The organism is Streptomyces sp. ActVer (assembly GCF_027270795.1).
GTDB classification, from domain to species: domain Bacteria; phylum Actinomycetota; class Actinomycetes; order Streptomycetales; family Streptomycetaceae; genus Streptomyces; species Streptomyces umbrinus_A.
The window spans coordinates 1-22,376 of the sequence record NZ_JAPWHT010000137.1 but is presented as its reverse complement, the minus strand read 5'-3'; the positions used below and the strand labels follow the sequence as shown (position 1 = coordinate 22,376).

Here is a 22,376-nt window from a genome sequence, read left to right as displayed (position 1 = left end):
GAGGTCGCCCCGTTCGCCGAGGTCGCCGCCGATCTGCACCGGGAGTTCGCCGACCGGGTGCGCTCCGGTGTCGTGGCCAGGCCCGGCGCGCTCCGGCTCCTCGACGCCCTGGCCGCGGACGGCGTGCCCACCGCTCTGGTGACCGCCTCGCCGCGCGTCATCGCGGACCTGGTCGTCGAGGGTCTGGGCGCAGGCCGCTTCGCGGTCACCGTCACCGCCGACGACACCCCGCGCACCAAGCCCGCCCCCGACCCGTATCTCGCCGCCTGCCGCGCCCTCGGCGTCGAACCCGCCTCCTGCGTGGCCGTCGAGGACACCCGGACCGGCGTCTCCTCGGCGGAGGCGGCGGGCTGCGCGGTGCTCGCGGTGCCGTCGCTCGCCCCGATCGCCGCCGCGCCAGGCCGCACGGTCCGGGAGAGCCTGGAGGACGTGACCCCGGCCGGACTGCGCGACATGATCACCACCCGTGAGGCGCCCGAAGCGTCTGACCGGTCTGAAGCGTCCGACCAGCCCGACCCGTCTGCCCCGTCTGACGCGCGTGAACTTCGCGTGATGAGCTGGAACCTCTGGTACGGCGGCACCAAGGTCCGCCATCACCGCGAGAAACAGCTCAAGATCATCCTGGAGTCCGGCGTCGACGTGATCGGCCTCCAGGAGACGTACGGCACCGCCGCCCGGGAACTCGCCGACACGCTGGGCTGGGAGTACCACCAGGCGGGCGAGAACCTCGGCGTCATCAGCCGGTATCCGATCACGGACAGGCTGGGCGCCGCGGACCCCGGCTTCTACGGGGGGACCGGCGTACGCCTCACGCTCGGCGCGGACCAGGACGTCGTGCTGTGGAGCGCCCACCTCGACTACACGCCGTACGGCCCGTACGAGGCTTCCTTCGACGGGCTCGCCGGGCCCGAACTGGCGGCCCACGAGTCGGTACGGCTGGGGCAGATGCGGGAGATCCTGGCCGCGATGGCCCCGGACCTGGCGGCGCGCGACACCACTCCGGTCCTCCTGGTCGGCGACTTCAACGCACCCTCCCACCTGGACCGCGAGGACGCCGAGTGGCCCGTGACCAGGGCCGCGGAGGAGGCCGGCCTGTGCGACTCCTACCGCGAGGCGCACCCCGACCCCGTCCGGAGTCCCGGCCACACCTGGTCGCCGGTCCACACCGAGCACGAGGACGGCAGCGGACGCCCGGAGCCGCAGGACAGGATCGACTACGTCCTGTACGCGGGCGCCGGACTCAGGGTCCTCGACTCCCGGACCCTCGTCACCGGCACCCCGCGCACCTGGCCCGACGTCGAGGACAACGACTGGCCGTCGGACCACGCGGCGGTGATCACGACATTCGCGCTGGGCGGGGGAGACAGGTCCCGCCTGAGCGCCCTGTAAGCGGCGCGGGGCTGTATCGGGTCGGCGACCACGCACGGCGCCGCCTTCGGGCTGTTCGCGGTGCCCTACCTCGCGACGGCCGCGCTGCTGGCGGCCGCCGGAAAGGGAGCCGGAGGGAAGAGGGCCGCCCGCGCGGCTAGAACTTCGGGTTCCAAGGCACGACCGTGAAGTCGCCCGTGCCCTTCTTGACCTTCTCGAAGGGCGCGGAGCCGACGCACTTGGGCAGGTCCTTCGTCTCGACGGGGTTTCCGGTGGAGGCCCAGCTGTACCCGAGCCGGTCCTGCCGCCCCGTGTCGTGGACGTTGATGCCGACCCGCTTGCCCTTGGCGCCCGGCAGGTCCGAATCGGTGACGACCCCGGAGACGACGGCCACCTTGCCGCCGGTGACGAGGCAGTCCACCTCGGCCTTCGCCCAGGCACCGTCGCCGTCGGCGTAGTGGCTCCACTCGAAGGTGCCGGTGGCCTTCAGCGGATCGTCCGTGTCCTTCGCCGCCAGATGCGCGTCGAAGGAGAACGTGATGTCGTCCCCGGCCGACCGGTACAGCTTCGCCCTGCCGGTGAGCGCGGCGGCCTCGCGCTGCCGCTCACCGGCCGCGGAGGCGACGGAGGGCGCTGAGACGGCGAAAGCAGTGGAGGGTGTTTTCGGTGTTGAGGTCGCTCCGGTGGCGGTCGACGTCGTGGTGGAGGCGGAGGCGGAGGCGGAGGCGGCGGCCCCGGTCGCCCCGGCGGTCACGAGCAGAGCGGCACCGAGCACGGCGGTCCTCGTACGGCGGTTCATGTCGGCCCTTTCGTGGTTCGTTCGGTGGTTCGACGGCGGGTGCTGGACAGCACTCACTCTCCCGGCGCCGGCGCCGCGCCACATCGCGCCGCAGGCTGCACCGGGCCTCCGCCGCCCGGCGGGGGAGTACACCCCTGCCCTGCGCCCCTGGGAGGAGGGACCCTCGTGGCTGTGGCGCAGGTCAGGGGCGCGCAACGAATCGCCGCCGTACCGCCGACGGACGCAACGATTCGTTCACCGGCGCGCAACGGCTCCTCCTTGTCCGCCCGGGCCCGCCGCCCGTACCGTCTACGTGGCCCCCACAACCACCCTTCCGTCCGGTGAGGAACACGCATGCGCACCGCCCTGCTCCAGAGCTCCGGCCGTCCCGGCTCGGTCGTCGAGAACCTCAAGGTCCTCGACGAGGCCGCGGGCCGGGCCGCCGCCGCGGGCGCCGGGCTCCTCGCCGCCCCGGAGATGTTCCTGACCGGCTACGCGATCGGCGCCGACGTGCACCGGCTCGCCGAGCCCGCCGACGGCGACTCCGCGGACGAGATCGCCGAGATCGCCTCCCGGCACGGCGTGGCCATCGCCTACGGCTACCCGGAGCGCGCCTCGGAGCTGGTCTTCAACTCGGCCCAGCTGATCTCCGCCGACGGCACGCGCCTCGCCAACTACCGCAAGACCCACCTCTTCGGCTGCTTCGAGCAGGAGTGGTTCACCCCCGGCGAGGAGCCGGTCGTCCAGGCCGAGCTGGACGGCCTCCGCGTCGGCCTGATGATCTGCTATGACGTGGAGTTCCCGGAGAACGTCCGCGCGCACGCCCTCGCCGGCACCGACTTCCTCGTGGTGCCCACGGCCCAGATGCACCCGTTCCAGTTCGTCGCCGAATCCGTCGTACCGGTGCGCGCCTTCGAGAACCAGATGTACGTCGCGTACGTCAACAGGGTCGGCACGGAAGGGGAGTTCGAGTTCGTCGGGCTCTCCACACTGGCCGGCCCCGACGGAGGTGCCCGGGCCCGTGCCGGGCGCGGGGAGGAACTCGTCCTCGGTGACGTGGACCCCGCTCTCCTCGCCGCCTCGCGGGAGGCCAACCCGTATCTGAAGGACCGCCGCCCCGGCCTCTACGGGTCCCTCGTCTGACACCCCTGGACGTCCGACACCCTCAGCCCCACCCGCCTCACCCCGGCTTTCCCCGCAAGGAGTCCGTACCCCATGACGTCCACGGTGCCCCCCGCCGTCCCGCACACCGACGCGCAGCCGCCGATCACCATGTTCGGCCCGGACTTCCCGTACGCGTACGACGACTTCCTCGCGCACCCCGCGGGCCTGGGCCAGATCCCGGCGACCGAGCTCGGCACCGAGGTCGCCGTCATCGGCGGTGGTCTGTCCGGCATCGTGGCCGCGTACGAGCTGATGAAGATGGGCCTCAAGCCCGTCGTGTACGAGGCCGACAAGATCGGCGGCAGGCTCCGGACGGTGGGCTTCGACGGCTGCGACCCCTCCCTCACCGCCGAGATGGGCGCGATGCGCTTCCCGCCGTCCTCCACGGCGCTCCAGCACTACATCGACCTGGTGGGGCTGCGGACCGAGCCGTTCCCCAACCCCCTTGCCGAGGCGACGCCTTCGACCGTGGTCGACCTCAAGGGCGAGTCGCACTACGCGACCAGCGTCGACGACCTGCCGCAGGTCTACCGCGACGTGATGAACGCGTGGAACGCCTGCCTCGAAGACGGCGCCGACTTCTCCGACATGAACCAGGCCATGCGCGAGCGCGACGTGCCGCGCATCCGCGAGATCTGGGCGAAGCTCGTCGAGAAGCTCGACAACCAGACCTTCTACGGCTTCCTCTGCGAGTCGGAGTCCTTCAAGTCCTTCCGGCACCGCGAGATCTTCGGCCAGGTCGGCTTCGGCACCGGCGGCTGGGACACCGACTTCCCGAACTCCATCCTGGAGATCCTGCGCGTCGTCTACACCGAGGCCGACGACCACCACCGCGGCATCGTCGGCGGCAGCCAGCAGCTCCCGCTGCGCCTGTGGGAGCGCGAGCCGCAGAAGATCGTGCACTGGGCGTACGGGACCTCGCTCTCCACCCTGCACGACGGGACGCCGCGCCCCGCCGTGACCCACCTGAACCGCACGGCCGGCAACGGGATCACGGTCACCGACGCCTCCGGCGACATCCGTACGTACCGGGCGGCGATCTTCACCGCCCAGTCCTGGATGCTGCTGTCCAAGGTCGCCTGCGACGACGCGCTCTTCCCGATCGACCACTGGACGGCGATCGAGCGCACCCACTACATGGAGTCGAGCAAGCTCTTCGTGCCGGTCGACCGGCCGTTCTGGCTGGACAAGGCCGTCGACGACAGGGGAAATCCGACCGGGCAGGACGTCATGTCGATGACGCTCACCGACCGGATGACGCGCGGTACCTACCTCCTCGACGACGGTCCGGACAGGCCCGCCGTCATCTGCCTCTCCTACACCTGGTGCGACGACAGCCTGAAGTGGCTGCCGCTGTCCGCGAACGAGCGGATGGAGGTCATGCTGAAGTCGCTCGGCGAGATCTACCCGAAGGTCGACATCAGGAAGCACATCATCGGCAACCCGGTGACCGTGTCCTGGGAGAACGAGCCCTACTTCATGGGCGCGTTCAAGGCCAACCTGCCCGGCCACTACCGCTACCAGCGGCGCCTGTTCACCCACTTCATGCAGGACCGGCTCCCCGAGGACAAGCGGGGCATCTTCCTCGCGGGCGACGACATCTCCTGGACGGCCGGCTGGGCCGAGGGCGCCGTACAGACCGCGCTCAACGCAGTCTGGGGCGTCATGCACCACTTCGGCGGCGGCACGGACCCGGCCAACCCGGGCCCGGGCGACGTATATGACGAGATCGCTCCGGTGGAACTGCCGGAGGACTGAGCCGAGCCCCTTCAGGGGCGCGGGGCCGCATCGATATGCGGCTCCGCCGCGGGGCGCGACCAGCCCCCACCGGCCCGCAGACTGGTCACCGCGTTCCCAGCGGAGTGAGCAGACACCGGCCGACCAGGCCAACCCCGGTGTCGAGCCGCTCCACGAACTCCTCGGCCAGGTCGGGGAGTTCCCGCAGCGCCCACACCGCCCGGGCCGCGGACCACGCCGCGTCCCGGGCCCGGTCCAGGCTCCACGCGCCGAGCAGGTGGGTCAGCGGATCGGCGATCTGGAGGAGATCGGGGCCCGGCATCAGATCTTCGCGGATGCGCTCCTCCAGCGAGACGAGGACGTCACCCACGCGATCGAACTCGTCCTCCAGCTCGGCCGGTTCGCAGCCGAGCGTACGACAGGTGTCCACGACCGCGAGCGCCAGATCGTGCCCGATGTGCGCATTGATGCCCGCGAGGGCGAACTGCAGCGGACGTACTCCGGGGTGCCGCCGGAGCTGGAAGAGCGGCCGCCAGCAGGCGGGCGGGCGGCGCTCGTCCGCGACCGCCTCGACGGCGTCCAGATAGCGCTCCGCGAACCGCACGTCCAGCGTGATCGCGGCGCGGGCATCGGTGAAGTGCCCTGTCTCCAGGCGCCGGTCGACCTCCTCGGTGACGGCGAGGTAGACACGGTTGAAGACCGCGACACCGTCCCGCTCGGGCCAGGCCGCACCGAGCGCACGCATCCGGTGCACCACCGCGTCGACGCTGTGCACGCGAGCTGTGAACTGTTCCAACGGCACCATGGGGGCAGGGTCCCAGGCCTACGCTGTGCCGAGGGCCGCCGGGCCGAGCGCTTCCCCAGAACGGGGGAACACGCGGGACCCGACGGAGGGGGGAGCACCACGTGTCAGGGCAACGTGCCCATCGCCTGGCCGCACGCAGGGCCGAGCGCAGGCGCGCCGCCCGGCGCGGCGCCATGGTCGCCGTGGCGTCCGCGGTCGTCGTGGTCGGCACGGTGACGGGGATGATGTCCGCGCTCGACGACGGTCGTGGCAGCGACGAGGCGCGCCCCGACGTCACCAGCTCGCCGCTTCTGCAGCCGCTGCCCGGCGTGCCCACGCCGTCGCCCTCGAAGACGTCCGCCTCGCCGTCCCCGTCGTCCTCCCCGTCCAAGGCGAAGCCGAGCCCGAAGCCCTCGAAGAGCGCGTCTACGAAGCCAAGGACCGAGCCCGTGTCCGTGCAGCTGTACCGGCATCCCGAGTCCCAGGTCCTCGACTGGGTCCGCGACCACCGCGACGACCCGCGCCGCCCGCTCATCGAGTCCCGGATAGCCGACCGCCCGGCCGCGGTGTGGTTCGCGGACTACACGCCGTCGAACATCACCGCCCGCGTCAGGGCGGTCACTTCGGCCGGCTCGGCGAAGGACAGGGTCCCGGTCGTCGTCCCGTACGCGATATCGAACCGCGACTGCGGAGGGGCCTCGCAGGGCGGTGCTCCGGACCTCGGGGCGTACGACGGGTGGATCGACAAGTTCGCGGCGGGCCTCGGTTCCGAGGAGGTCGTCGTGGTCCTGGAGCCGGATGCGATCGCCCAGTCCGACTGCCTGTCCGAAGGCGACCGGGCCGCCCGTTTCGCCTCGTTGGCCCGCGCGGGACGCGTCCTCAAGGCGGCGAACCCGAAGGCGCGGGTCTACTTCGACGCGGGCCACTCCGACTGGAACACCCCGGAGAAGCAGGCCGGGCTGCTGCGCCGGGCCGGTGCCGCGTCCGCCGCCTCCTCTGACGGCATCTTCAGCAACGTCTCCAACTTCAACCGGACGGGCGACGAGATCTCGTACGTCCGCCGGACCCTCGACGCCCTCGGCGGCCCCGCGAGTCTGGGCGCCGTCATCGACACCAGCCGCAACGGCAACGGCGCCCCGGCCGACGGTGAGTGGTGCGACCCCGCGGGCCGCAAGCTCGGCCAGGCGCCGACCATGAGCACCGGAGAGGCACGGATCGACGCCTATCTGTGGGTGAAGCTGCCCGGCGAGTCCGACGGCTGCAAGGGCGCGCCCGGTACATTCACGCCGGACTACGCCTACGACTTGGCGCGCTGATCCGCCCCCGGGTTCGCCCTCGGGTCCGCCCCCGCGGCCGATGAGTCGTCGTACGAGGACGTGCCCTCGTCGAGCAGCGGCTCCTGCGACTTGAGGTGCGCCGGGGCCATGGCGCGCAACGCGTGGTAGCCGATGATGACGACGAGCGTGCCGAGCGCGATGCCGCTCAGCGAGAACGTGTCGGTGAACTCCAGCGTGACGTTGCCGACGCCGATGATGATGCCCGCCGCGGCCGGCACCAGATTCAGCGGATTGCGCAGGTCCACCCCGGCGTTGAGCCAGATCTGCGCGCCCAGCAGCCCGATCATGCCGTACAGGATGACCGTGATGCCGCCGAGCACCCCGCCAGGGATGGCGGCCACGATCGCGCCGAACTTCGGGCAGAGGCCGAAGAGCAGCGCGAAGCCGGCGGCGGCCCAGTAGGCGGCCGTGGAGTAGACACGGGTCGCGGCCATCACGCCGATGTTCTCGGAGTACGTGGTGTTGGGCGGGCCGCCCACGGCGGTGGAGAGCATCGAGCCGACGCCGTCCGCGGAGATCGCCGTGCCCAGCTTGTCGTCGAGCGGGTCGCCGGTCATCTCGCCGACCGCCTTCACATGGCCCGCGTTCTCGGCGACCAGCGCGATGACGACGGGCAGTGCCACGAGGATCGCCGACCACTCGAAGGACGGGCCGTGGAAGTTCGGCAGCCCGATCCAGTCGGCCCGGCCCACGGCGGACAGGTCGAGCCGCCAGTGATCGGTGAGCTTGCCGCTCGCGTCGACGGAGTGGATCCGTCCGAAGACGCGGTCGAAGACCCAGGAGATCCCGTACCCGAAGACGAGCCCGAGGAAGATCGCGATCCGTGACCAGAAGCCGCGCAGGCACACCACGGCCAGGGCGGTGAACAGCATCACGAGCAGCGCAGTCCACTGGTCCTGCGGCCAGTACGTGGAGGCGGTGACCGGCGCCAGGTTGAAGCCGATCAGCATGACGACCGCGCCCGTGACGATCGGCGGCATCGCGGCGTGGATGATCCGCGCCCCGAACCGCTGCACCGCGAGACCCACGAGGAACAGCGCGACCCCGACCACGAAGACGGCACCGGTCACGGTGGCGCTGCTGCCGCCCTGCGCGCGGATCACCGCGGCGACGCCCACGAAGGACAGCGAGCAGCCCAGATAGCTGGGCACCCGGCCGCGGGTCGCGAGCAGGAAGATGACCGTCGCGACGCCAGACATCATGATCGCGAGGTTCGGGTCCAGGCCCATCAGGACGGGCGCGACGAAGGACGCCCCGAACATCGCCACCACATGCTGGGCGCCGAGCCCGGCCGTACGCGGCCACGAGAGCCGTTCGTCGGGGCGGACGACCGCCCCCGGCGCGGGCGTGCGCCCGTCACCGTGCAGCTTCCAGCGCACGCCGAGGTCCATGGTGGGGCTTCGCTTTCTCTGTACGTCGAGATCCTGACGCCGATGGGCCGACGTCAAGATCCGTAAGTGAAGATCAGCGCCATGGTAGGGCGGAGCGGGAGGAGCGGACGGTTCAGGGCCGACGATCCGGAACCGGCGCATCCGCCGTGCTGAGCTTCCCGCCGGCCTCGCGGCCGCTGGCACGCAGCACGTTCGCGAACGAGGCGAGGCCGAGAGTCAGCACCGTCACGAGGACGAAGGACGTCACCAGGCTCGTCGCGTCCGCCACGGCCCCGATCGCGGACGGCGCGATCAGGCCCGAGGTGTACGTGATGGTGGCGACGCCCGCGATGGCCTGGGACGGGTTGGGGCCGCTGCGACCGGCCGCCGCGAAGCAGAGTGGGACGACGACGGCGATGCCGAGGCCCAGCAGGGCGAAGCCGGCCATGGCCATCGGGGCGTTCTGGGCCACCACGACGAGCAGCGCGCCGAGGGTCGCGAGGGCACCGCTGACCCGTACCGTGCGGACCGGGCCGAAGCGGTCCACCACCGCGTCGCCGGCGAACCGCGCGATCGCCATGGTGAGCGTGAAGCCCGTCGTGGAGGCGGCCGCGACCCCGGCCGAGCTGTCGAGGACGTCCCGCAGATACACCGCCGACCAGTCCAGGCTCGCCCCCTCCGCGAACACTGCGCAGAAGCCGATCGCGCCGATGAGCAGCGCCGACTTCGGTGGCAGCGCGAAGCGCGGGGGCGGTTCCTCGTCCTCGGTGGGACGCAGGTCCAGTACCCACTGGCAGGCGGCCACGCCGATCAGCGTGAGCGCCACGGCGGCGAGCGCGTGGTGCAGACGCGCGTCCGAGCCCAGATGAGCGGCGACGGTACCGGCCGCCGAGCCGACCAGGGCGCCCGCGCTCCACATCCCGTGCAGCCCGGACATGATCGACTTGTCGAGCCGGGACTCGATCTCGACACCCAGGGCGTTCATCGCCACATCGGCCATGCCGGCCGTCGCGCCGTAGACGAAAAGGGCCATGCACAGGGTGACCAGGTTCGGCGCCAGTGCCGGGAGGGTGAGCGCGAGCGTCCACAGCGCGATCAGGCCGCGCAGGGCCGCGCGGGCGCCGAAGCGGTGGCTGACGCTGCCCGCGAGCGGCATCGCGACGGACGCGCCGATCGCCGGGAACGCGAGCGCCAGGCCGAGCTGGCCCGCGCTCACGGAGGCGTGGTCCTGGATCCAGGGGACGCGGGTCGCGAACGAACCGGTGACGGCGCCGTGCACGGCGAACACCGTCGCCACGGCGTACCGGGAGCGCTTCACCTCGCGCTGGTCGTAGACCACTTCACCCATTCTCCCGGCCCCTCCCTGTCCTCTCCCCACTGTGCCGCCGTAAACTATCAGGAACCCTGCCTGATAGAAAGGCGGTATCGGGCCCTGCCGCCCTGGCGCCCCCGATCTGGAAGGATCCCGGCATGCCCGCATCACCGAGCACCGCCCGGGCCATCAACGACCGGCTCGCCCTGCGCCTCCTCCAGCAGGAAGGCCCTTTGACGGCAGGGCAGTTGAAGCAGCTCACCGGCCTGTCCCGTCCCTCGGTCGCCGACCTCGTGGAACGCCTCGCCGCGGCCGGACTCATAGGCGTCGTGGGGGAGTCGGGCGAACAGCGACGCGGCCCGAACGCCCGGCTGTACGGGATCGTCGCCGACCGCGCCCACCTGGCCGCGCTGGACGTACGCACCGAGGGCGTGGCCGTCCTCGTGTCGGACCTGCTGGGCTCGGTGCTGGCCGAGGCGTCGGTGCCGATCGGCGACGGGACGGACACCGGGCCCGCCGTCGAACAGGCGGTCACGCTGGTCGAACGTACGGCCAAGGAGGCGGGTGTCGAGCGGCTGCACACCATCGGCGTCGGAGCCCCCGGGCTGATCGACCCCTCCACCGGCGAACTCCGCGACTCCTCGGGCCTGCCCGAATGGCACCGCCGCCTCGCCGCGGCGCTGCAGGAGCGGCTCCCGGCCCGTGTCCTCGTCGAGAACGAGACCAACCTCGCGGCGCTGGCCGAGCAGCGCGACGGGGCCGCACAGGACCGCGACACCTTCGTCCTGCTCTGGCTCGGCCACGGCATCGGCGCGGCCGTCGTCCTCGACGGCGTCCTGCGCCGGGGTGCCTCCGGCGGTACGGGCGAGATCGGCTTCCTGCCGGTGCCGGGCACGAGCGGCCTGCCGTCCGCGACGGGCTGCGACGGCGGCTTCCACTCCCTCGCGGGCGCCGCCGCGATCACCGAACTGGCGGCGCGCCACGGGATCGTGGCGCCCGCCGAGCCCCACGAACCGTATGCGGCGGCGCTGGTGCGGGAGGCCGTGGCGCGGGTCGTGGCCGACGCCGGGGATCCCTCGGCCTCGGGTTTCCTCGACATGCTCGCCGAGCGCGTCGCCCTCGGTGCCGCGTCCGTCGTCGCCGTTCTGGACCCGGGATGCCTGGTGCTCGCGGGCGAGATCGGTGGGGCGGGCGGCGAGGTGCTGGCCGCCCGCGTCCAGGACCGGGTCGGGCGAATGTCGCCGCTGCCCACCGAGGTGCGGGCCGGCACCCTGGGCGGCGGCGCCGTGCTCCGGGGGGCGCTGCTGATGGCGCGGGACGGGGCCCAGGACGAACTGTTCGCGCCTCCGGAGAGGTGACGGACGGGAATGGTCGATGTCCGTGAACGGAGACCCGGCGGCGGGGCAAGGGCCTCCGTCACCGCCGCCGGGTCGTTCTGGGGGCGGGCCGGCGAACGCGGAGCCCGTAGAGGCGTCGGTGAACGCAGACCCTAAAGAGGACTAGACCAAAGCGTCAATAGGTATGGACCAATCGTAAGCTGCTGTGTCTGAAAGGTAGTTGGTCCGCCATGAGTGTCCAGTGAAGTCCATCGGCACACCCTGTGAGGCAGCCCACAACATTCGCCCGCATGGGCGTCGATCAGGCGTGGCACACTGAGTCTGTACCAGAAGCAGCGCACTCCGGGGTCGGTGAAAGTCCGAACCGGCGGTTACAGTCCGCGACCCGGTCGCTTCCAGCGGCCGGTTGACCAGGTGAAATTCCTGGACCGACGGTTAAAGTCCGGATGGGAGGCAGTGCGCGGCGGGCGGGCATTCGTGCGTGCCGCCGTCTGTTTCGACGTGTCCCACGGGACTCGTCCTACGCGGCGTCGCCCCCCGGTGTCCTCGCTCGCTCATATCTGTCGTCATCGACAGGCCCCGGAGTCCGTGCCCGAAATGGCAGGAGGACCCGGGAAGTGTTCACCGGAATCGTCGAAGAGCTGGGTGAGATCACCGCCGTCGAGAACCTCGGCGACGCCTCCCGTTTCCGGCTCCGTGGCCCCGTAGTCACCGAAGGTGCGCGCCATGGCGACTCCATCGCCGTCAACGGCGTCTGTCTGACGGTCGTCGAGCACGAGGGCGACGAGTTCACCGCCGACGTGATGGCGGAGACACTGGACCGCTCCAGCCTCGGCGTCCTCGCCGTCGGTTCCCGCGTCAACCTCGAACGCCCCATGGCCGTGGGCGAGCGCCTGGGCGGGCACATCGTGCAGGGCCATGTGGACGGCACGGGCGAGGTCATCGAGCGCAAGCCGTCCGAGAACTGGGAGATCGTGAAGATCTCCCTCCCCGCGGAACTCACGCGCTATGTCGTCGAGAAGGGCTCCATCACCGTCGACGGCATCAGCCTGACCGTCGTCGAGGCGGGCCCCGACTTCTTCACCGTCAGCCTCATCCCGACCACCCTCGACCTGACCACGCTCGGCCTCAAGCAGCCCGGCGACCCGGTCAACCTCGAGGTCGACGTGATCGCCAAGTACGTCGAGCGGCTGCTCGGCTCGCGGGGAGAGCAGCCGGCCGGGCTGCCCGGCAGCCAGGGAGCGACGTCGTGAACTGGCTCAACTCCGAGGCGTTCACGCTCTTCGGCCAGCACATCAAGTGGGCCGACATGATCGGCAACGTGATCGGTCTTATCGGCCTCGCCCTCGGCTGGCGGCGGTCCATCTGGACCTGGCCCGTCCAGTTCCTGTCCGGTGCCATCCTGCTCGCCGCGTTCGCCACCGCCCACCTCTCCGGCAGCGCCGGCAAGCAGATGGTGGTCATGGCCGTCGCCCTGTGGGGCTGGTGGCAGTGGAACCGTGGCAAGGGCAGCTCCGCAGACGGTGCGGACGGCTCCATCGCCGTGCGGTTCGCCACCTGGCGCGAGCGCGGGTACCTCCTCGGTGCCGCAGCCGTCGGCACCCTCGCGGTCGGCAGCCTGTTCACCGCGTACCCGACGCTCTCCTGGGACCCCTGGCCGGACGCGTACATCTTCGTCGGCACGGTCGTCGCGATGTACGCCCAGGCGCGCGGCATGGTCGAGTTCTGGTTCGCCTGGCTGCTCGTCGACCTGGTGGGCGTGCCGCTGAACTTCGCCAACGGCTTCGCCTTCTCCGGCTTCGTCTACATCATCTACGGCGCGCTCGTCCTGTGGGGCATGCGCGACTGGTGGCTGCGCTCCCGCAAGGCCGGGCAGCCCTTCCTGGAAGGAGCCCCGGCATGACATCCGCGCCGGTTTGGTACAGCACGGGCCACGATCAGGACGCCTCCGACTTCGCGCTCGACCCGGTCGAGCAGGCCATCGCCGACATCGCGGCGGGCCGCCCGGTCGTGGTCGTCGACGACGAGGACCGGGAGAACGAGGGCGACCTCGTCATCGCCGCCGAGAAGGCGACCCCCGAGATCATCGCCTTCATGATGAGCGAGTGCCGCGGCCTGATCTGCGCACCCATGGAGGGCGACGAACTCGACCGCCTCCAGCTCCCGCAGATGGTCGAGAACAACACCGAGTCGATGCGCACGGCCTTCACGGTCTCCGTCGACGCGGGCCCCGCGTACGGCGTGACCACCGGTATCTCCGCCGCCGACCGCGCCACCACGCTCCAGTTGCTGGCCGGCGGCGAGGCCGAGGCGGGCGACTTCGTGCGCCCGGGCCACATCTTCCCGCTGCGCGCCAAGCCCGGCGGCGTCCTGACCCGCGACGGCCACACCGAGGCCGCCGTCGACCTCGCCCGGCTCGCGGGTCTGCGCCCGGCCGGTGCCATCGTCGAGATCGCGGGCGAGGACGGCCGGATGCTGCGGCTGCCCGAGCTGATCCCGTTCGCCCGCAAGCACGGCCTGACGATCATCTCCATCGAGGACCTGATCGCCTACCGCCGCACCGCCGAGCCCACCGTCCGCCGTGAGGCCGAGACCCAACTGCCCACCACCTTCGGCGAGTTCACGGCCTTCGGCTACCGCTCCATCGTCGACGGCGTCGAGCACGTCGCCCTGGTCCACGGAGAGATCGGCGACGGCGAGGACGTCCTCGTACGTGTCCACTCCGAATGCCTCACCGGCGACATCTTCCGCTCGCTGCGCTGCGACTGCGGCCCCCAGCTCGAAGCGTCCCTGGAGCGCATCCAGGCCGAGGGCCGCGGCATCGTCGTCTACCTCCGCGGCCACGAAGGGCGCGGCATCGGGCTCCTGTCCAAGCTGCGCGCGTACGAACTGCAGGAGCAGGGGCACGACACCCTCGACGCCAACCTGGAGCTCGGCCTGCCCGCCGACGCCCGGGACTACGCGGCGGGCGCGCAGATCCTGGAGGACCTCGGCGTGCGCAGCCTGCGCCTGATGACCAACAACCCCGAGAAGACCGACGCGCTCGTCCGCCACGGCCTCAAGGTCACCCACCGCGAGCCGATGCCCGTACAGGCGGGCGAGCACAACCTCCGGTATCTGCGTACCAAGCGGGACCGGATGGGGCACGACCTGCCCTGGCTGGACACGACCACCGTGTCCGCCTGCGGCAACCAGTAACGGCAAAGCACGAGGAGACACACACGTGAGCGGCAAGGGTGCACCCGAACTGTCCGTACGCAACTGCAGCGACCTCAGGGTCGCCGTCATCGCGGCACAGTGGCACGAGAAGGTGATGGACGGTCTCGTCGACGGCGCGCTGCGCGCCCTGCACGAGCTGGGAATCGACGAACCGACCCTCCTGAGGGTCCCCGGCAGCTTCGAGCTGCCGGTCGTCGCGAAGGTCCTCGCGGGCCGCGGGTACGACGCGATCGTCGCGCTCGGCGTCGTCATCCGCGGCGGCACCCCCCACTTCGAGTACGTGTGCCAGGGCGTCACCCAGGGCCTCACCCAGGTCTCCATCGACACCGGTGTCCCCATCGGCTTCGGCGTCCTGACGTGCGACACGGAGGAACAGGCCCTGGACCGCGCGGGCATCGAGGGCTCGAACGAGGACAAGGGGCACGAGGCGGTGACGGCCGCCGTGGCGACGGCTGCCACCCTCCGCTCAGTATCCGAACCCTGGCGCTGAGCGAACGGCGGTTGCGCGTAGGGTGGGCAGCACCATGTCCAAGAAGACTTTCGAGGAGCTCTTCACCGAGCTCCAGCACAAGGCCGCCACCGGCGACCCCGCCACTTCCCGCACCGCAGAGCTGGTCGGCAAGGGGGTCCATGCCATCGGCAAGAAGGTCGTCGAAGAGGCCGCCGAGGTCTGGATGGCCGCCGAGTACGAGGGCAAGGAAGCGGCCGCCGAGGAGATCTCGCAGCTGCTCTACCACGTCCAGGTGATGATGGTCGCCCGCGGCATCTCCCTCGACGACGTGTACGCCCATCTCTGAGCCGCGACTCAGAGAACTCCGAGCCGTACCTCCGAGAAGCACGCCCACTCCCGCACCGTACGAGCCGACAGCCGTGCGGACGAACAAAGGAAGCCGACCTCATGCTGCGCATCGCCGTCCCCAACAAGGGTTCCCTGTCAGGCCCCGCGGGGGAGATGCTGCATGAGGCCGGCTACCAGCAGCGCAGGGAGGCCAAGGAGCTCAGGATCGTCGACCCGGAGAACGAGGTCGAGTTCTTCTACCTCCGCCCCCGAGACATCGCGATCTACGTCTCCTCCGGCAAGCTCGACATCGGCATCACCGGCCGCGACCTGCTGATCGACTCCGCGGCCCACGCGGAGGAGATCCTCCCGCTCGGCTTCGCCCGCTCCACGTTCCGCTTCGCCACCAAGCCCGGCACGGCCAAGGCGGTCGAGGACCTGGCCGGCATGACCGTCGCCACCTCGTACGAGGGCATCGTCGCCAAGTACCTCGACGACAAGGGCATCGACGCGTCCGTCGTCCACCTGGACGGCGCCGTCGAGACGGCCATCGAGCTCGGTGTCGCCGAGGTCATCGCGGACGTCGTCGAGACCGGCACCTCGCTGCGCAACGCGGGGCTGGAGGTCTTCGGCGATCCGATCATGAAGTCCGAGGCCGTGGTCATCCGCCGCACGGGCGCGGAGGCCACCGGGGCCACCGAGGAAACAGAGCCCAAGGTGCAGCAGTTCCTGCGCCGCCTCCAGGGCGTCCTCGTCGCGCGGACCTACGTGATGATGGACTACGACTGCCGCGTCGAGCAGCTGGAGAAGGCCGTCGCCCTCACCCCCGGTCTGGAGTCGCCGACCGTCTCGCCGCTGCACAACGAGGGCTGGGTCGCCGTGCGCGCCATGGTCCCGAGCAAGGAAGCCCAGCGGATCATGGACGACCTCTACGACATCGGCGCGCGGGCCATCCTGACCACGGCCATCCACGCCTGCCGCCTCTGAGGACCGCCCGCCATGTCCGACGCACCAGAGCTGCCCTCTCTTCCCGTCACCTTCCGGCCGGGCCGCACCCGAGCCGTCCTGCTGACCGCCGGCGCCACGATCTTCGTGGTCATCACCACAGTCGCGATGCTGCTGGAGAAGCTCAGCCCGGGGGAGCGCACCAGCTTCGTCTTCACCGGGGCCCTGCTCTTCGGGGTGCTCGTGCTGCTCTCGCGGCCGAAAGTCGTCGCCGACGAGTCCGGCGTGACCGTCGTGAACATCGCCGGCCGCCGGAAGCTGGCCTGGGCGGAGATCCTGCAGGTCAACCTGCGCCCGGGCGACCCGTGGGTGTTCCTGAACCTCAGTGACGGCACCAGCCTGGCCGCACTCGGCATCCAGCCGGGCATCGCCAAGCAGCAGGCGATCCGTGACGCCCGTGCGCTGCGGGCCCTCGTCGAAACCCACTCCGTTCACGAGCCCGACGGACATGAGGAAGACGAGCACGACGAACATCACGCCTGACTCTCGGCCTTCCACCCTGCCGTACGGGCCCATGTCTTGATTAATCTGTTGGCGGAGGCGTTTTCGTTGCGCCTCCGCCTCCGGCTTTCACCCGGGACCCAGAGGCCCCCTGCTACTCGAGGAGTGACTCCCTCCAGCGATGGACGGATCGTCCTGTAGTACCTGCGCCGCTCCCTCCCGACATATCGAGGCGGCGGCATGACCATCCCCCTGCTGCTCCTCGGAGCGGCGTTCCTGTTGATCCTCGCCAACGGCTTCTTCGTGGCGGCCGAGTTCGGCCTCGTCACGGTGGAGCGCCCCGATGCCGAGAAGGCCGCCGCCGAGGGCGACCGACGGGCCCGTACGGTCGTCAACTCGCTCAAGGAGCTGTCCTTCCAGCTCTCCGGCACCCAGCTCGGCATCACCATCACCTCGCTCGTCGTCGGCATGCTCGCCGAACCGGCGCTCGCCGAGCTGCTCAACGGCCCCATCACCGCGGTCGGCATCCCCGAGGGAGCCGTGTCCGGTGTCGCCGTGGTCGTCGGCATGCTGCTGGCCTCGGCCGTGCAGATGGTGATCGGCGAGCTCGTGCCCAAGAACTGGGCGGTCTCCAGGCCCATGCAGGTCGCGCGGTTCGTCGCGGGCCCGCAGCACGCCTTCTCGACCGTGTTCCGGCCGGTGATCTCGGGGCTGAACTCCGTGGCCAACCGGCTCGTCCGCACCCTGGGCGTCGAGCCCACCGCGGAGCTGGCCTCCGCCCGCACCCCCGGCGAGCTGGTCTCCCTGGCCCGGCACTCGGCCCAGGCCGGCGCCCTGGAGCAGGACACCGCCGACCTGTTCGTCCGTACGCTCTCGCTGGCCGACCTCACCGCGCAGCACGTCATGACCCCGCGCGTGAAGGTCAGCGCCCTCCAGTCCTCCGCGACCGCCGAGGACGTCGTGAACCTCACCCGCGCCACCGGCCTGTCCCGCTTCCCCGTCTACCGGGAGCGGATCGACGAGATCGTCGGCATGGTGCACCTCAAGGACGCCCTCGCGGTGCCCTCGCAGAACCGGCTGCGCACGCCCGTCACCAGGATCGCCCAGGCCCCGCTGCTCGTCCCGGAGACGCTGCCCGTGCAGCCCCTCCTGGAGCGGCTGCGCAACGAACAGCCCATCGCCGTCGTCGTCGACGAGTACGGCGGCACGGCCGGCGTGGTCACCCTGGAGGACATCGTCGAGGAACTCGTCGGAGAGGTCCGCGACGAGCACGACGGCCATGACGTCCCCGAACTCGCCGCCGCACCGGCCGAGGACGGCCGGCCCGCCTGGGACGCCGACGGCAGCTGCCGCGTCGACATCCTCCAGCGCATCGGCCTGGACGTCCCCGAGGGCCCGTACGAGACGGTCGCCGGCCTGGTCGCCGATCTGCTCGGCCGGATCCCCGCACCCGGTGACAAGGCGGAACTGCCTGGCTGGCGCCTCTCCGTGCGCCAGGTCGGGCACTACCGGGCCGAGCGGGTCCGGCTGGTCAGGACCGCCGGTGCCGCCTCGACCGCCGCCTCCGCTTCCGTGGTGGAGGCCGTCCGATGAGCGTGCTCCAACTCCTGTTCGCGGGCCTGCTCGTGCTCGCCAACGGCTTCTTCGTCGGCGCCGAGTTCGCGCTGGTCTCCGTCCGCCGCAGCCAGATCGAACCGCTCGGCACCGCACGGGCCCGCCAGGTCATGTACGGCCTGGAGAACCTGCCGCAGATGATGGCCGCCGCGCAGTTCGGCATCACGGTCTGCTCGCTGACGCTCGGCGCGGTCGCCGAGCCCACCGTCGCGCACCTCCTGGAGCCGGTGTTCCACGCCGTGCACCTGCCCGAGGGCATGATCCACCCGCTCGGGTACGTCATAGCCCTCGCCGCGGTCGTCTTCCTGCACCTCGTCGTCGGCGAGATGCTGCCGAAGAACCTGGCGATGGCAGCCCCCGAGAAGACCGCGCTGTGGCTCAGCCCGGGCCTGGTCGCCTTCGCCCGGCTCTGCAAGCCGGTGACACTGGGCCTCGGCGCCTGCGCCCGCGTCATCCTGCGGCTCTTCCACGTCGAGCCCAAGGACGAGGTCGAGGCGGTCTTCACCAGCGAGCAGCTCAACCGGCTCGTCGAGGACGCGGGGCAGGCGGGTCTGCTCGACCCCGAGGAGCAGGAGCGCCTCGAGGACGCTCTGGAGCTGGGCTCCCGCCCGGTCACCGACGTGCTCCTGGACAGCGAGTCCCTGGTGACCGTCGGCCCCTCGGTCACCCCGGGCCAGGTCGTCGCTCTCACCGCCCGCACCGGGTACTCCCGCTTCCCGGTGGCCGCCGAGAACGGCGCCTTCATGGGCTACCTGCACGTGAAGGACGTACTCGACCTGGAGGAGTCCGAGCGGGCCGTGCCGCAGCAGGTCTGGCGCCCCATGACGACCCTCGGGGCCGAACTCCCGCTGGACGACGCCCTGACCGTGATGCGCCGCGCCGCGACGCACCTCGCCCAGGTCGCCGACGCGTCGGGCCGCGTGCTCGGCCTGGTCGCCCTGGAGGACGTACTGGAACTCCTGGTCGGCGAGGTCCGCGACCCGGCACACCGGGAGACTCCGGCGGTACGGGTCGGCGAGCCGCGCAAGGAGACAGCGGACCCGGCACCGGGTCCGGAGACAGCGGAACAGGCACTGGCCAGCTGACGCAGAAGACCCGCGCCCCTGTTCTTTCAGGGGCGCGGGGCTGTGACATCTGCGGCTCCGCCGCGGGGCGCGACAGGCCACGACGGCGCCGCACCCGCGAGCTCACAGCAAGACACCGAGCTCGTGGGCGAAACTCACATGGGTGAGGGATCCTGCGGCCCTCGCCCCGACAAGACCTCGCCATACGCCTGCATCAGATCCGGCAGCCGAAGCGTGGACAGATCGTCGCGGCTCAGATGCCCCGGGTACACCGAAAGCCGCAAATCACGGTACGCGCAGCTCTTCTCGTACAGCGTGCGCAGAAACCGCCCATTGCCGAGCTCGTCGATCCAGCCCTGATCGACAACGTGCCCGCTGATGGAGCGCAGCTCGTCGAGCGCCTCCTCGTCCCACACGTCACCGTTCTCCGCGGCCAGCACCTCGCCGATCGAGGTCAGTTCGAGCGGGCGGTACGAGGGGAAGTCGACGCGGGTCGTGAAGCGGGACGAGAGCCCCGGGTTGGCGGCCAGCAGGCGGTCCATGCCCTCGGGATAGCCGGCGAGGATCACGACGAGGTGGTCGCGGTTGTCCTCGGCCCGCTTCAGCAGGACCTGGAGCGCCTCGTCGCCGTACGCGTCGCCCTTGCCGTAACCGGAGTTGGAGAGCGAGTAGGCCTCGTCGACGAAGAGGACGCCGCCGATCGCGGAGTCGATCAGTTCGTTGGCCTTCACGGCGGTCTGGCCGAGGTACTCGCCCACCAGGTCCGCGCGTTGGGCCTCGACGAGGTGGTCGCCGCCGAGCAGGCCGAGCGCGTAGAAGACCCGGCCGAGGATCCGGGCCACGGTCGTCTTGCCGGTGCCGGAGGGGCCCGAGAAGACGAAGTGCCGCTTCGGCGGCTGGACCGGCAGCCCTTGCCCGGCCCGCAGCCGCGCCATGTTCAACTGCGCGGACAGCGCCTTCACCTGGCGCTTCACCGGTTCGAGGCCGACCATGTGCTCCAGCTCCAGGAGCGCCTCTTCGAGCAGTGCCGGATCGGTGGGCCCGGTCGGCAGATGCGGCGGACGCACCGGCACGATGGCTTTCTCGCGGACCCGGTCCGCCTCGGAGGGCAGCGCGCCCGGCGGCGGCAGTTCGGGCTCCGAGAGCTTGAGATCACGGCCCTCGCCGCCGAACAGCGGGTCGACGCCGTCCGGGCCGTCCAGAATGTCCTGGCCGACACCGGTGAGCGTGATCGCCGCGAGGTCGGCCGTGTCGTCGTACCCGTCGCCCTCGGAGATCGCCGCGAGCCGTGCGGAGGTGTCCATGAAGGCCGGGTCGACCCGGTGGACCGTCCGGTACAGGGGCAGCGCCGCGGCGGAGCGGCCCGTGCCCTCGTGCGCCCGCGCCAGCCAGTACCGCAGCTCCTTGCGCTGCGGCTGCTCGCTGCGACAGCGCATCAGGGCCGACGACAGCAGCGGCTCGGCCTGCCCGAACATCTCCAGGCGCACCCGTGCCATGCCGCCGAAGAGACCCGCCTCGATACCCAGCATCGGATCGTCGATCAGCGGATCCGTGTGCCGGACCAGCTGCTCCCAGTCCTTGACGAGATACGCCCGGCAGGCGTGCAGGAACCGCACCTGCGGATCCGCGTCCACGGGCGGCAGGCTCGCGAGCGCCCGGTCCAGCTCCGGGACATGACGTCCGTCGAGCCAGTGGGAGGCGTGCGCGAGCAGCAGATCGCGCGGCGACTCCAGGACGGGCTGCACCCACCAGCCCAGCCAGTACCAGGAGTTGAGCGTCCGCCGGTGGCGGGAGCGCTGTTCCCCGAAGCGCTCCCGGTGCCGGAACATGCGCAGCAGCGCCGTCGTCGTGTCGATGCGCAGCGCGTGCAGCCCGAGCCAGCCGTCGGCCATTCCCGGATCCATCCGGACCGCGGCGCGGAATTCCTCCTCCGCCTGCGGATAGGCCCCCATCGTGTAGGCGTCCACACCTCGCAGCCAGGCGAGGTCGGCCGGGGCCTCGGGGCCCTGCGTGCCGAAGTCCATCACGTCCCCCACAAACCGTGCCCCCGTTGATCGCCGGGCGGGCCGGTGCCCGTCGGCAGTCTTCGTCGAACCGCTGTGCCGCGGACGGGAGTTGCGTTCGGTGCGGAGAGCATCCGTCCGAATGTCGCACCGAGAGGCATCGTACCTGCGGGGCAGTACCGGGCCGAAGGGTGCCGCACGACAGGTTCTCCGAGGTGGGAGCAGATGGGGCGCACTCGGTTCGGTGACTCAGGGTGAACGAATCGCGCCTCGGAGCGTCCGAAAAACGGCTGCGGGCAGAACGAAGCCCCCGATCACGGGGGAACAACCGGGGGCTTCGCGTCTGCGGGGCGGCCCCAAAAGGCCGCACATTCAGAAAGTAAGTCCTGTACGGCCCCCGGGTCAAGCCGAGTTGGAGCACTCAGGCAACTTCTCAGATGTGGGTCTTCACAAGTTCAGCACACAGACGCTGGGCCGTCACGGTCCGTGACCGGGAGGCTCTTCGCTGACGTCGCAGCAGGTCCCTGGAGCACCTCGTACCCCTCTGAACACTGCAGCACCAGAAGATCGGCGAACGGTTTTGACGGATCTTTGGTGAAGTGCCGACGCTCGGCGCGGACCCACCCCTCCCAGAACTCGTTCTGCGCCGAACCGTCCCTCTGCCGCCCGCGCGCCCATGCGTCCTCGTCGGCCAGCTCCATCCACAGCAGCCGCGCCAGCCACGGCCTGATCGCGCGACGGCCGGCGCCCACCCCCTCGACGAGGACCACGGGCGCGGGCGGCAGGGCGCGGTCCGGTCCGAAGCCGCGTGTGTCCCAGTCGTACGGCCGATAGTGCGCCGTCGTGCCGTGCGACAGCGGTTCGACGACCTCCTGGAGCAGCCGCCCGGTCCAGGCGAAGAGCTCCTCGTGCGTGGCGATGTCGTCCAGGTGGAGCACGGGGGCCCCGCCCAGCGCCGCGACCAGCCTGGCCCGCTCGCACGAGTGGTCCCAGGCGAAAGCCTGCCTCTCCAGTTCCGTCAGCTGGCCGGGTACCCGGGCCCCGGCGCCGCTCGGCGTGCGGTGC

General features: G+C 71.0%; 20 protein-coding genes and 1 riboswitch. Of the genes, 14 read left to right on the top strand and 6 right to left on the bottom strand.

The window, feature by feature from the left end; genetic code table 11:
* Nucleotides 1-1,389: HAD-IA family hydrolase (locus tag O3Q52_RS22870; RefSeq protein WP_269650638.1), on the top strand; the 1,389-nt coding region annotated here is incomplete at its 5' end.
* A 136-nt stretch (nucleotides 1,390-1,525) separates the two neighbouring features.
* Here O3Q52_RS22870 and O3Q52_RS22865 read toward each other — a convergent pair.
* Nucleotides 1,526-2,167 carry a Repetin gene (locus O3Q52_RS22865; RefSeq protein WP_269650637.1) on the bottom strand — a complete coding sequence of 214 codons (642 nt, stop codon included), beginning with the start codon at nucleotides 2,165-2,167 and terminating at the stop codon, nucleotides 1,526-1,528.
* Between the two features lie 333 nt (nucleotides 2,168-2,500).
* Between O3Q52_RS22865 and O3Q52_RS22860 the strand changes: the two genes are divergently transcribed.
* Nucleotides 2,501-3,289: a carbon-nitrogen hydrolase family protein gene (locus tag O3Q52_RS22860; protein WP_269650636.1), complete on the top strand. Its 789-nt coding sequence runs from the start codon at nucleotides 2,501-2,503 to the stop codon at nucleotides 3,287-3,289.
* A gap of 72 nt (nucleotides 3,290-3,361) precedes the next feature.
* On the top strand, nucleotides 3,362-5,068 hold the full coding sequence (locus O3Q52_RS22855) for an NAD(P)/FAD-dependent oxidoreductase (protein WP_269650635.1): 1,707 nt from the start codon (nucleotides 3,362-3,364) through the stop codon (nucleotides 5,066-5,068).
* Between the two features lie 85 nt (nucleotides 5,069-5,153).
* Here O3Q52_RS22855 and O3Q52_RS22850 read toward each other — a convergent pair whose 3' ends face one another.
* On the bottom strand, nucleotides 5,154-5,852 hold the full coding sequence (locus O3Q52_RS22850; RefSeq protein WP_269650634.1) for a DUF5995 family protein: 699 nt from the start codon (nucleotides 5,850-5,852) through the stop codon (nucleotides 5,154-5,156).
* A gap of 173 nt (nucleotides 5,853-6,025) precedes the next feature.
* Here O3Q52_RS22850 and O3Q52_RS22845 point away from each other — a divergent pair, with 173 nt between their 5' ends.
* A complete protein-coding gene (locus O3Q52_RS22845) occupies nucleotides 6,026-7,147 on the top strand; it encodes a glycoside hydrolase family 6 protein (protein ID WP_269650640.1) in 1,122 nt (373 codons plus the stop codon).
* Here O3Q52_RS22845 and O3Q52_RS22840 read toward each other — a convergent pair.
* Both O3Q52_RS22840 and O3Q52_RS22835 read right to left on the bottom strand, forming a co-directional pair.
* Entirely contained in the window at nucleotides 7,129-8,559 is a 1,431-nt protein-coding gene (locus O3Q52_RS22840; RefSeq protein WP_269650633.1) for a uracil-xanthine permease family protein, read from the bottom strand. The two genes, O3Q52_RS22845 and O3Q52_RS22840, sit on opposite strands and share 19 nt — an antisense overlap.
* Nucleotides 8,560-8,671: 112 nt before the next feature.
* A complete protein-coding gene (locus tag O3Q52_RS22835) occupies nucleotides 8,672-9,886 on the bottom strand; it encodes an MFS transporter (protein ID WP_269650632.1) in 1,215 nt (404 codons plus the stop codon).
* 122 nt (nucleotides 9,887-10,008) lie between these two features.
* Here O3Q52_RS22835 and O3Q52_RS22830 point away from each other — a divergent pair, with 122 nt between their 5' ends.
* The 10 genes from O3Q52_RS22830 to O3Q52_RS22785 all read left to right on the top strand — a co-directional run bounded on the left by O3Q52_RS22830 (nucleotide 10,009) and on the right by O3Q52_RS22785 (nucleotide 19,329).
* Nucleotides 10,009-11,208, top strand: coding sequence for an ROK family transcriptional regulator (locus O3Q52_RS22830; protein WP_269650631.1), 1,200 nt, complete (start codon nucleotides 10,009-10,011; stop codon nucleotides 11,206-11,208).
* Nucleotides 11,209-11,520: 312 nt separating this feature from the next.
* Nucleotides 11,521-11,651, top strand: a riboswitch (FMN riboswitch).
* A 153-nt stretch (nucleotides 11,652-11,804) separates the two neighbouring features.
* Nucleotides 11,805-12,440 carry a riboflavin synthase gene (locus O3Q52_RS22825; RefSeq protein ID WP_269650630.1) on the top strand — a complete coding sequence of 212 codons (636 nt, stop codon included), beginning with the start codon at nucleotides 11,805-11,807 and terminating at the stop codon, nucleotides 12,438-12,440.
* A complete protein-coding gene (locus O3Q52_RS22820; RefSeq protein WP_269650629.1) occupies nucleotides 12,437-13,090 on the top strand; it encodes a nicotinamide mononucleotide transporter family protein in 654 nt (217 codons plus the stop codon). Before O3Q52_RS22825 ends, O3Q52_RS22820 begins: the two co-directional genes overlap by 4 nt.
* Nucleotides 13,087-14,385: a bifunctional 3,4-dihydroxy-2-butanone-4-phosphate synthase/GTP cyclohydrolase II gene (locus O3Q52_RS22815; RefSeq protein WP_269650628.1), complete on the top strand. Its 1,299-nt coding sequence runs from the start codon at nucleotides 13,087-13,089 to the stop codon at nucleotides 14,383-14,385. Before O3Q52_RS22820 ends, O3Q52_RS22815 begins: the two co-directional genes overlap by 4 nt.
* A 25-nt stretch (nucleotides 14,386-14,410) precedes the next feature.
* Nucleotides 14,411-14,896 carry a 6,7-dimethyl-8-ribityllumazine synthase gene (ribH, locus tag O3Q52_RS22810; RefSeq protein ID WP_055615729.1) on the top strand — a complete coding sequence of 162 codons (486 nt, stop codon included), beginning with the start codon at nucleotides 14,411-14,413 and terminating at the stop codon, nucleotides 14,894-14,896.
* A gap of 34 nt (nucleotides 14,897-14,930) precedes the next feature.
* Nucleotides 14,931-15,203: a phosphoribosyl-ATP diphosphatase gene (locus O3Q52_RS22805; protein ID WP_026249121.1), complete on the top strand. Its 273-nt coding sequence runs from the start codon at nucleotides 14,931-14,933 to the stop codon at nucleotides 15,201-15,203.
* A gap of 101 nt (nucleotides 15,204-15,304) precedes the next feature.
* The gene (gene hisG / locus O3Q52_RS22800) at nucleotides 15,305-16,171 is read left to right on the top strand and encodes an ATP phosphoribosyltransferase (RefSeq protein WP_269650627.1); all 867 of its coding nucleotides are present in this window, start codon (nucleotides 15,305-15,307) and stop codon (nucleotides 16,169-16,171) included.
* 12 nt (nucleotides 16,172-16,183) lie between these two features.
* Nucleotides 16,184-16,672 carry a PH domain-containing protein gene (locus O3Q52_RS22795; RefSeq protein ID WP_269650626.1) on the top strand — a complete coding sequence of 163 codons (489 nt, stop codon included), beginning with the start codon at nucleotides 16,184-16,186 and terminating at the stop codon, nucleotides 16,670-16,672.
* 198 nt (nucleotides 16,673-16,870) lie between these two features.
* Entirely contained in the window at nucleotides 16,871-18,223 is a 1,353-nt protein-coding gene (locus O3Q52_RS22790) for a hemolysin family protein (RefSeq protein WP_269650625.1), read from the top strand.
* The gene (locus tag O3Q52_RS22785; RefSeq protein ID WP_269650624.1) at nucleotides 18,220-19,329 is read left to right on the top strand and encodes a hemolysin family protein; all 1,110 of its coding nucleotides are present in this window, start codon (nucleotides 18,220-18,222) and stop codon (nucleotides 19,327-19,329) included. Before O3Q52_RS22790 ends, O3Q52_RS22785 begins: the two co-directional genes overlap by 4 nt.
* Before the next feature lie 134 nt (nucleotides 19,330-19,463).
* Here the strand turns inward: O3Q52_RS22785 and O3Q52_RS22780 are convergent, their stop codons facing one another.
* Both O3Q52_RS22780 and O3Q52_RS22775 read right to left on the bottom strand, forming a co-directional pair.
* The gene (locus tag O3Q52_RS22780) at nucleotides 19,464-21,332 is read right to left on the bottom strand and encodes an AAA family ATPase (RefSeq protein WP_269650623.1); all 1,869 of its coding nucleotides are present in this window, start codon (nucleotides 21,330-21,332) and stop codon (nucleotides 19,464-19,466) included.
* A 434-nt stretch (nucleotides 21,333-21,766) separates the two neighbouring features.
* The gene (locus O3Q52_RS22775; RefSeq protein WP_269650639.1) at nucleotides 21,767-22,324 is read right to left on the bottom strand and encodes a uridine kinase; all 558 of its coding nucleotides are present in this window, start codon (nucleotides 22,322-22,324) and stop codon (nucleotides 21,767-21,769) included.
* Nucleotides 22,325-22,376: the final 52 nt, after the last annotated feature.

What these genes read in the sequence shown, in the direction of transcription:
- O3Q52_RS22865 (WP_269650637.1), bottom strand. Translation starts at nt 2,167, where the DNA reads ATGAACCGCCGTACGAGGACCGCCGTGCTCGGTGCCGCTCTGCTCGTG.
- O3Q52_RS22860 (WP_269650636.1), top strand. Translation starts at nt 2,501, where the DNA reads ATGCGCACCGCCCTGCTCCAGAGCTCCGGCCGTCCCGGCTCGGTCGTC.
- O3Q52_RS22855 (WP_269650635.1), top strand. Translation starts at nt 3,362, where the DNA reads ATGACGTCCACGGTGCCCCCCGCCGTCCCGCACACCGACGCGCAGCCG.
- O3Q52_RS22850 (WP_269650634.1), bottom strand. Translation starts at nt 5,852, where the DNA reads ATGGTGCCGTTGGAACAGTTCACAGCTCGCGTGCACAGCGTCGACGCG.
- O3Q52_RS22845 (WP_269650640.1), top strand. Translation starts at nt 6,026, where the DNA reads ATGGTCGCCGTGGCGTCCGCGGTCGTCGTGGTCGGCACGGTGACGGGG.
- O3Q52_RS22840 (WP_269650633.1), bottom strand. Translation starts at nt 8,559, where the DNA reads ATGGACCTCGGCGTGCGCTGGAAGCTGCACGGTGACGGGCGCACGCCC.
- O3Q52_RS22835 (WP_269650632.1), bottom strand. Translation starts at nt 9,886, where the DNA reads ATGGGTGAAGTGGTCTACGACCAGCGCGAGGTGAAGCGCTCCCGGTAC.
- O3Q52_RS22830 (WP_269650631.1), top strand. Translation starts at nt 10,009, where the DNA reads ATGCCCGCATCACCGAGCACCGCCCGGGCCATCAACGACCGGCTCGCC.
- O3Q52_RS22815 (WP_269650628.1), top strand. Translation starts at nt 13,087, where the DNA reads ATGACATCCGCGCCGGTTTGGTACAGCACGGGCCACGATCAGGACGCC.
- O3Q52_RS22805 (WP_026249121.1), top strand. Translation starts at nt 14,931, where the DNA reads ATGTCCAAGAAGACTTTCGAGGAGCTCTTCACCGAGCTCCAGCACAAG.
- hisG (WP_269650627.1), top strand. Translation starts at nt 15,305, where the DNA reads ATGCTGCGCATCGCCGTCCCCAACAAGGGTTCCCTGTCAGGCCCCGCG.
- O3Q52_RS22795 (WP_269650626.1), top strand. Translation starts at nt 16,184, where the DNA reads ATGTCCGACGCACCAGAGCTGCCCTCTCTTCCCGTCACCTTCCGGCCG.
- O3Q52_RS22790 (WP_269650625.1), top strand. Translation starts at nt 16,871, where the DNA reads ATGACCATCCCCCTGCTGCTCCTCGGAGCGGCGTTCCTGTTGATCCTC.
- O3Q52_RS22785 (WP_269650624.1), top strand. Translation starts at nt 18,220, where the DNA reads ATGAGCGTGCTCCAACTCCTGTTCGCGGGCCTGCTCGTGCTCGCCAAC.
- O3Q52_RS22780 (WP_269650623.1), bottom strand. Translation starts at nt 21,332, where the DNA reads ATGGACTTCGGCACGCAGGGCCCCGAGGCCCCGGCCGACCTCGCCTGG.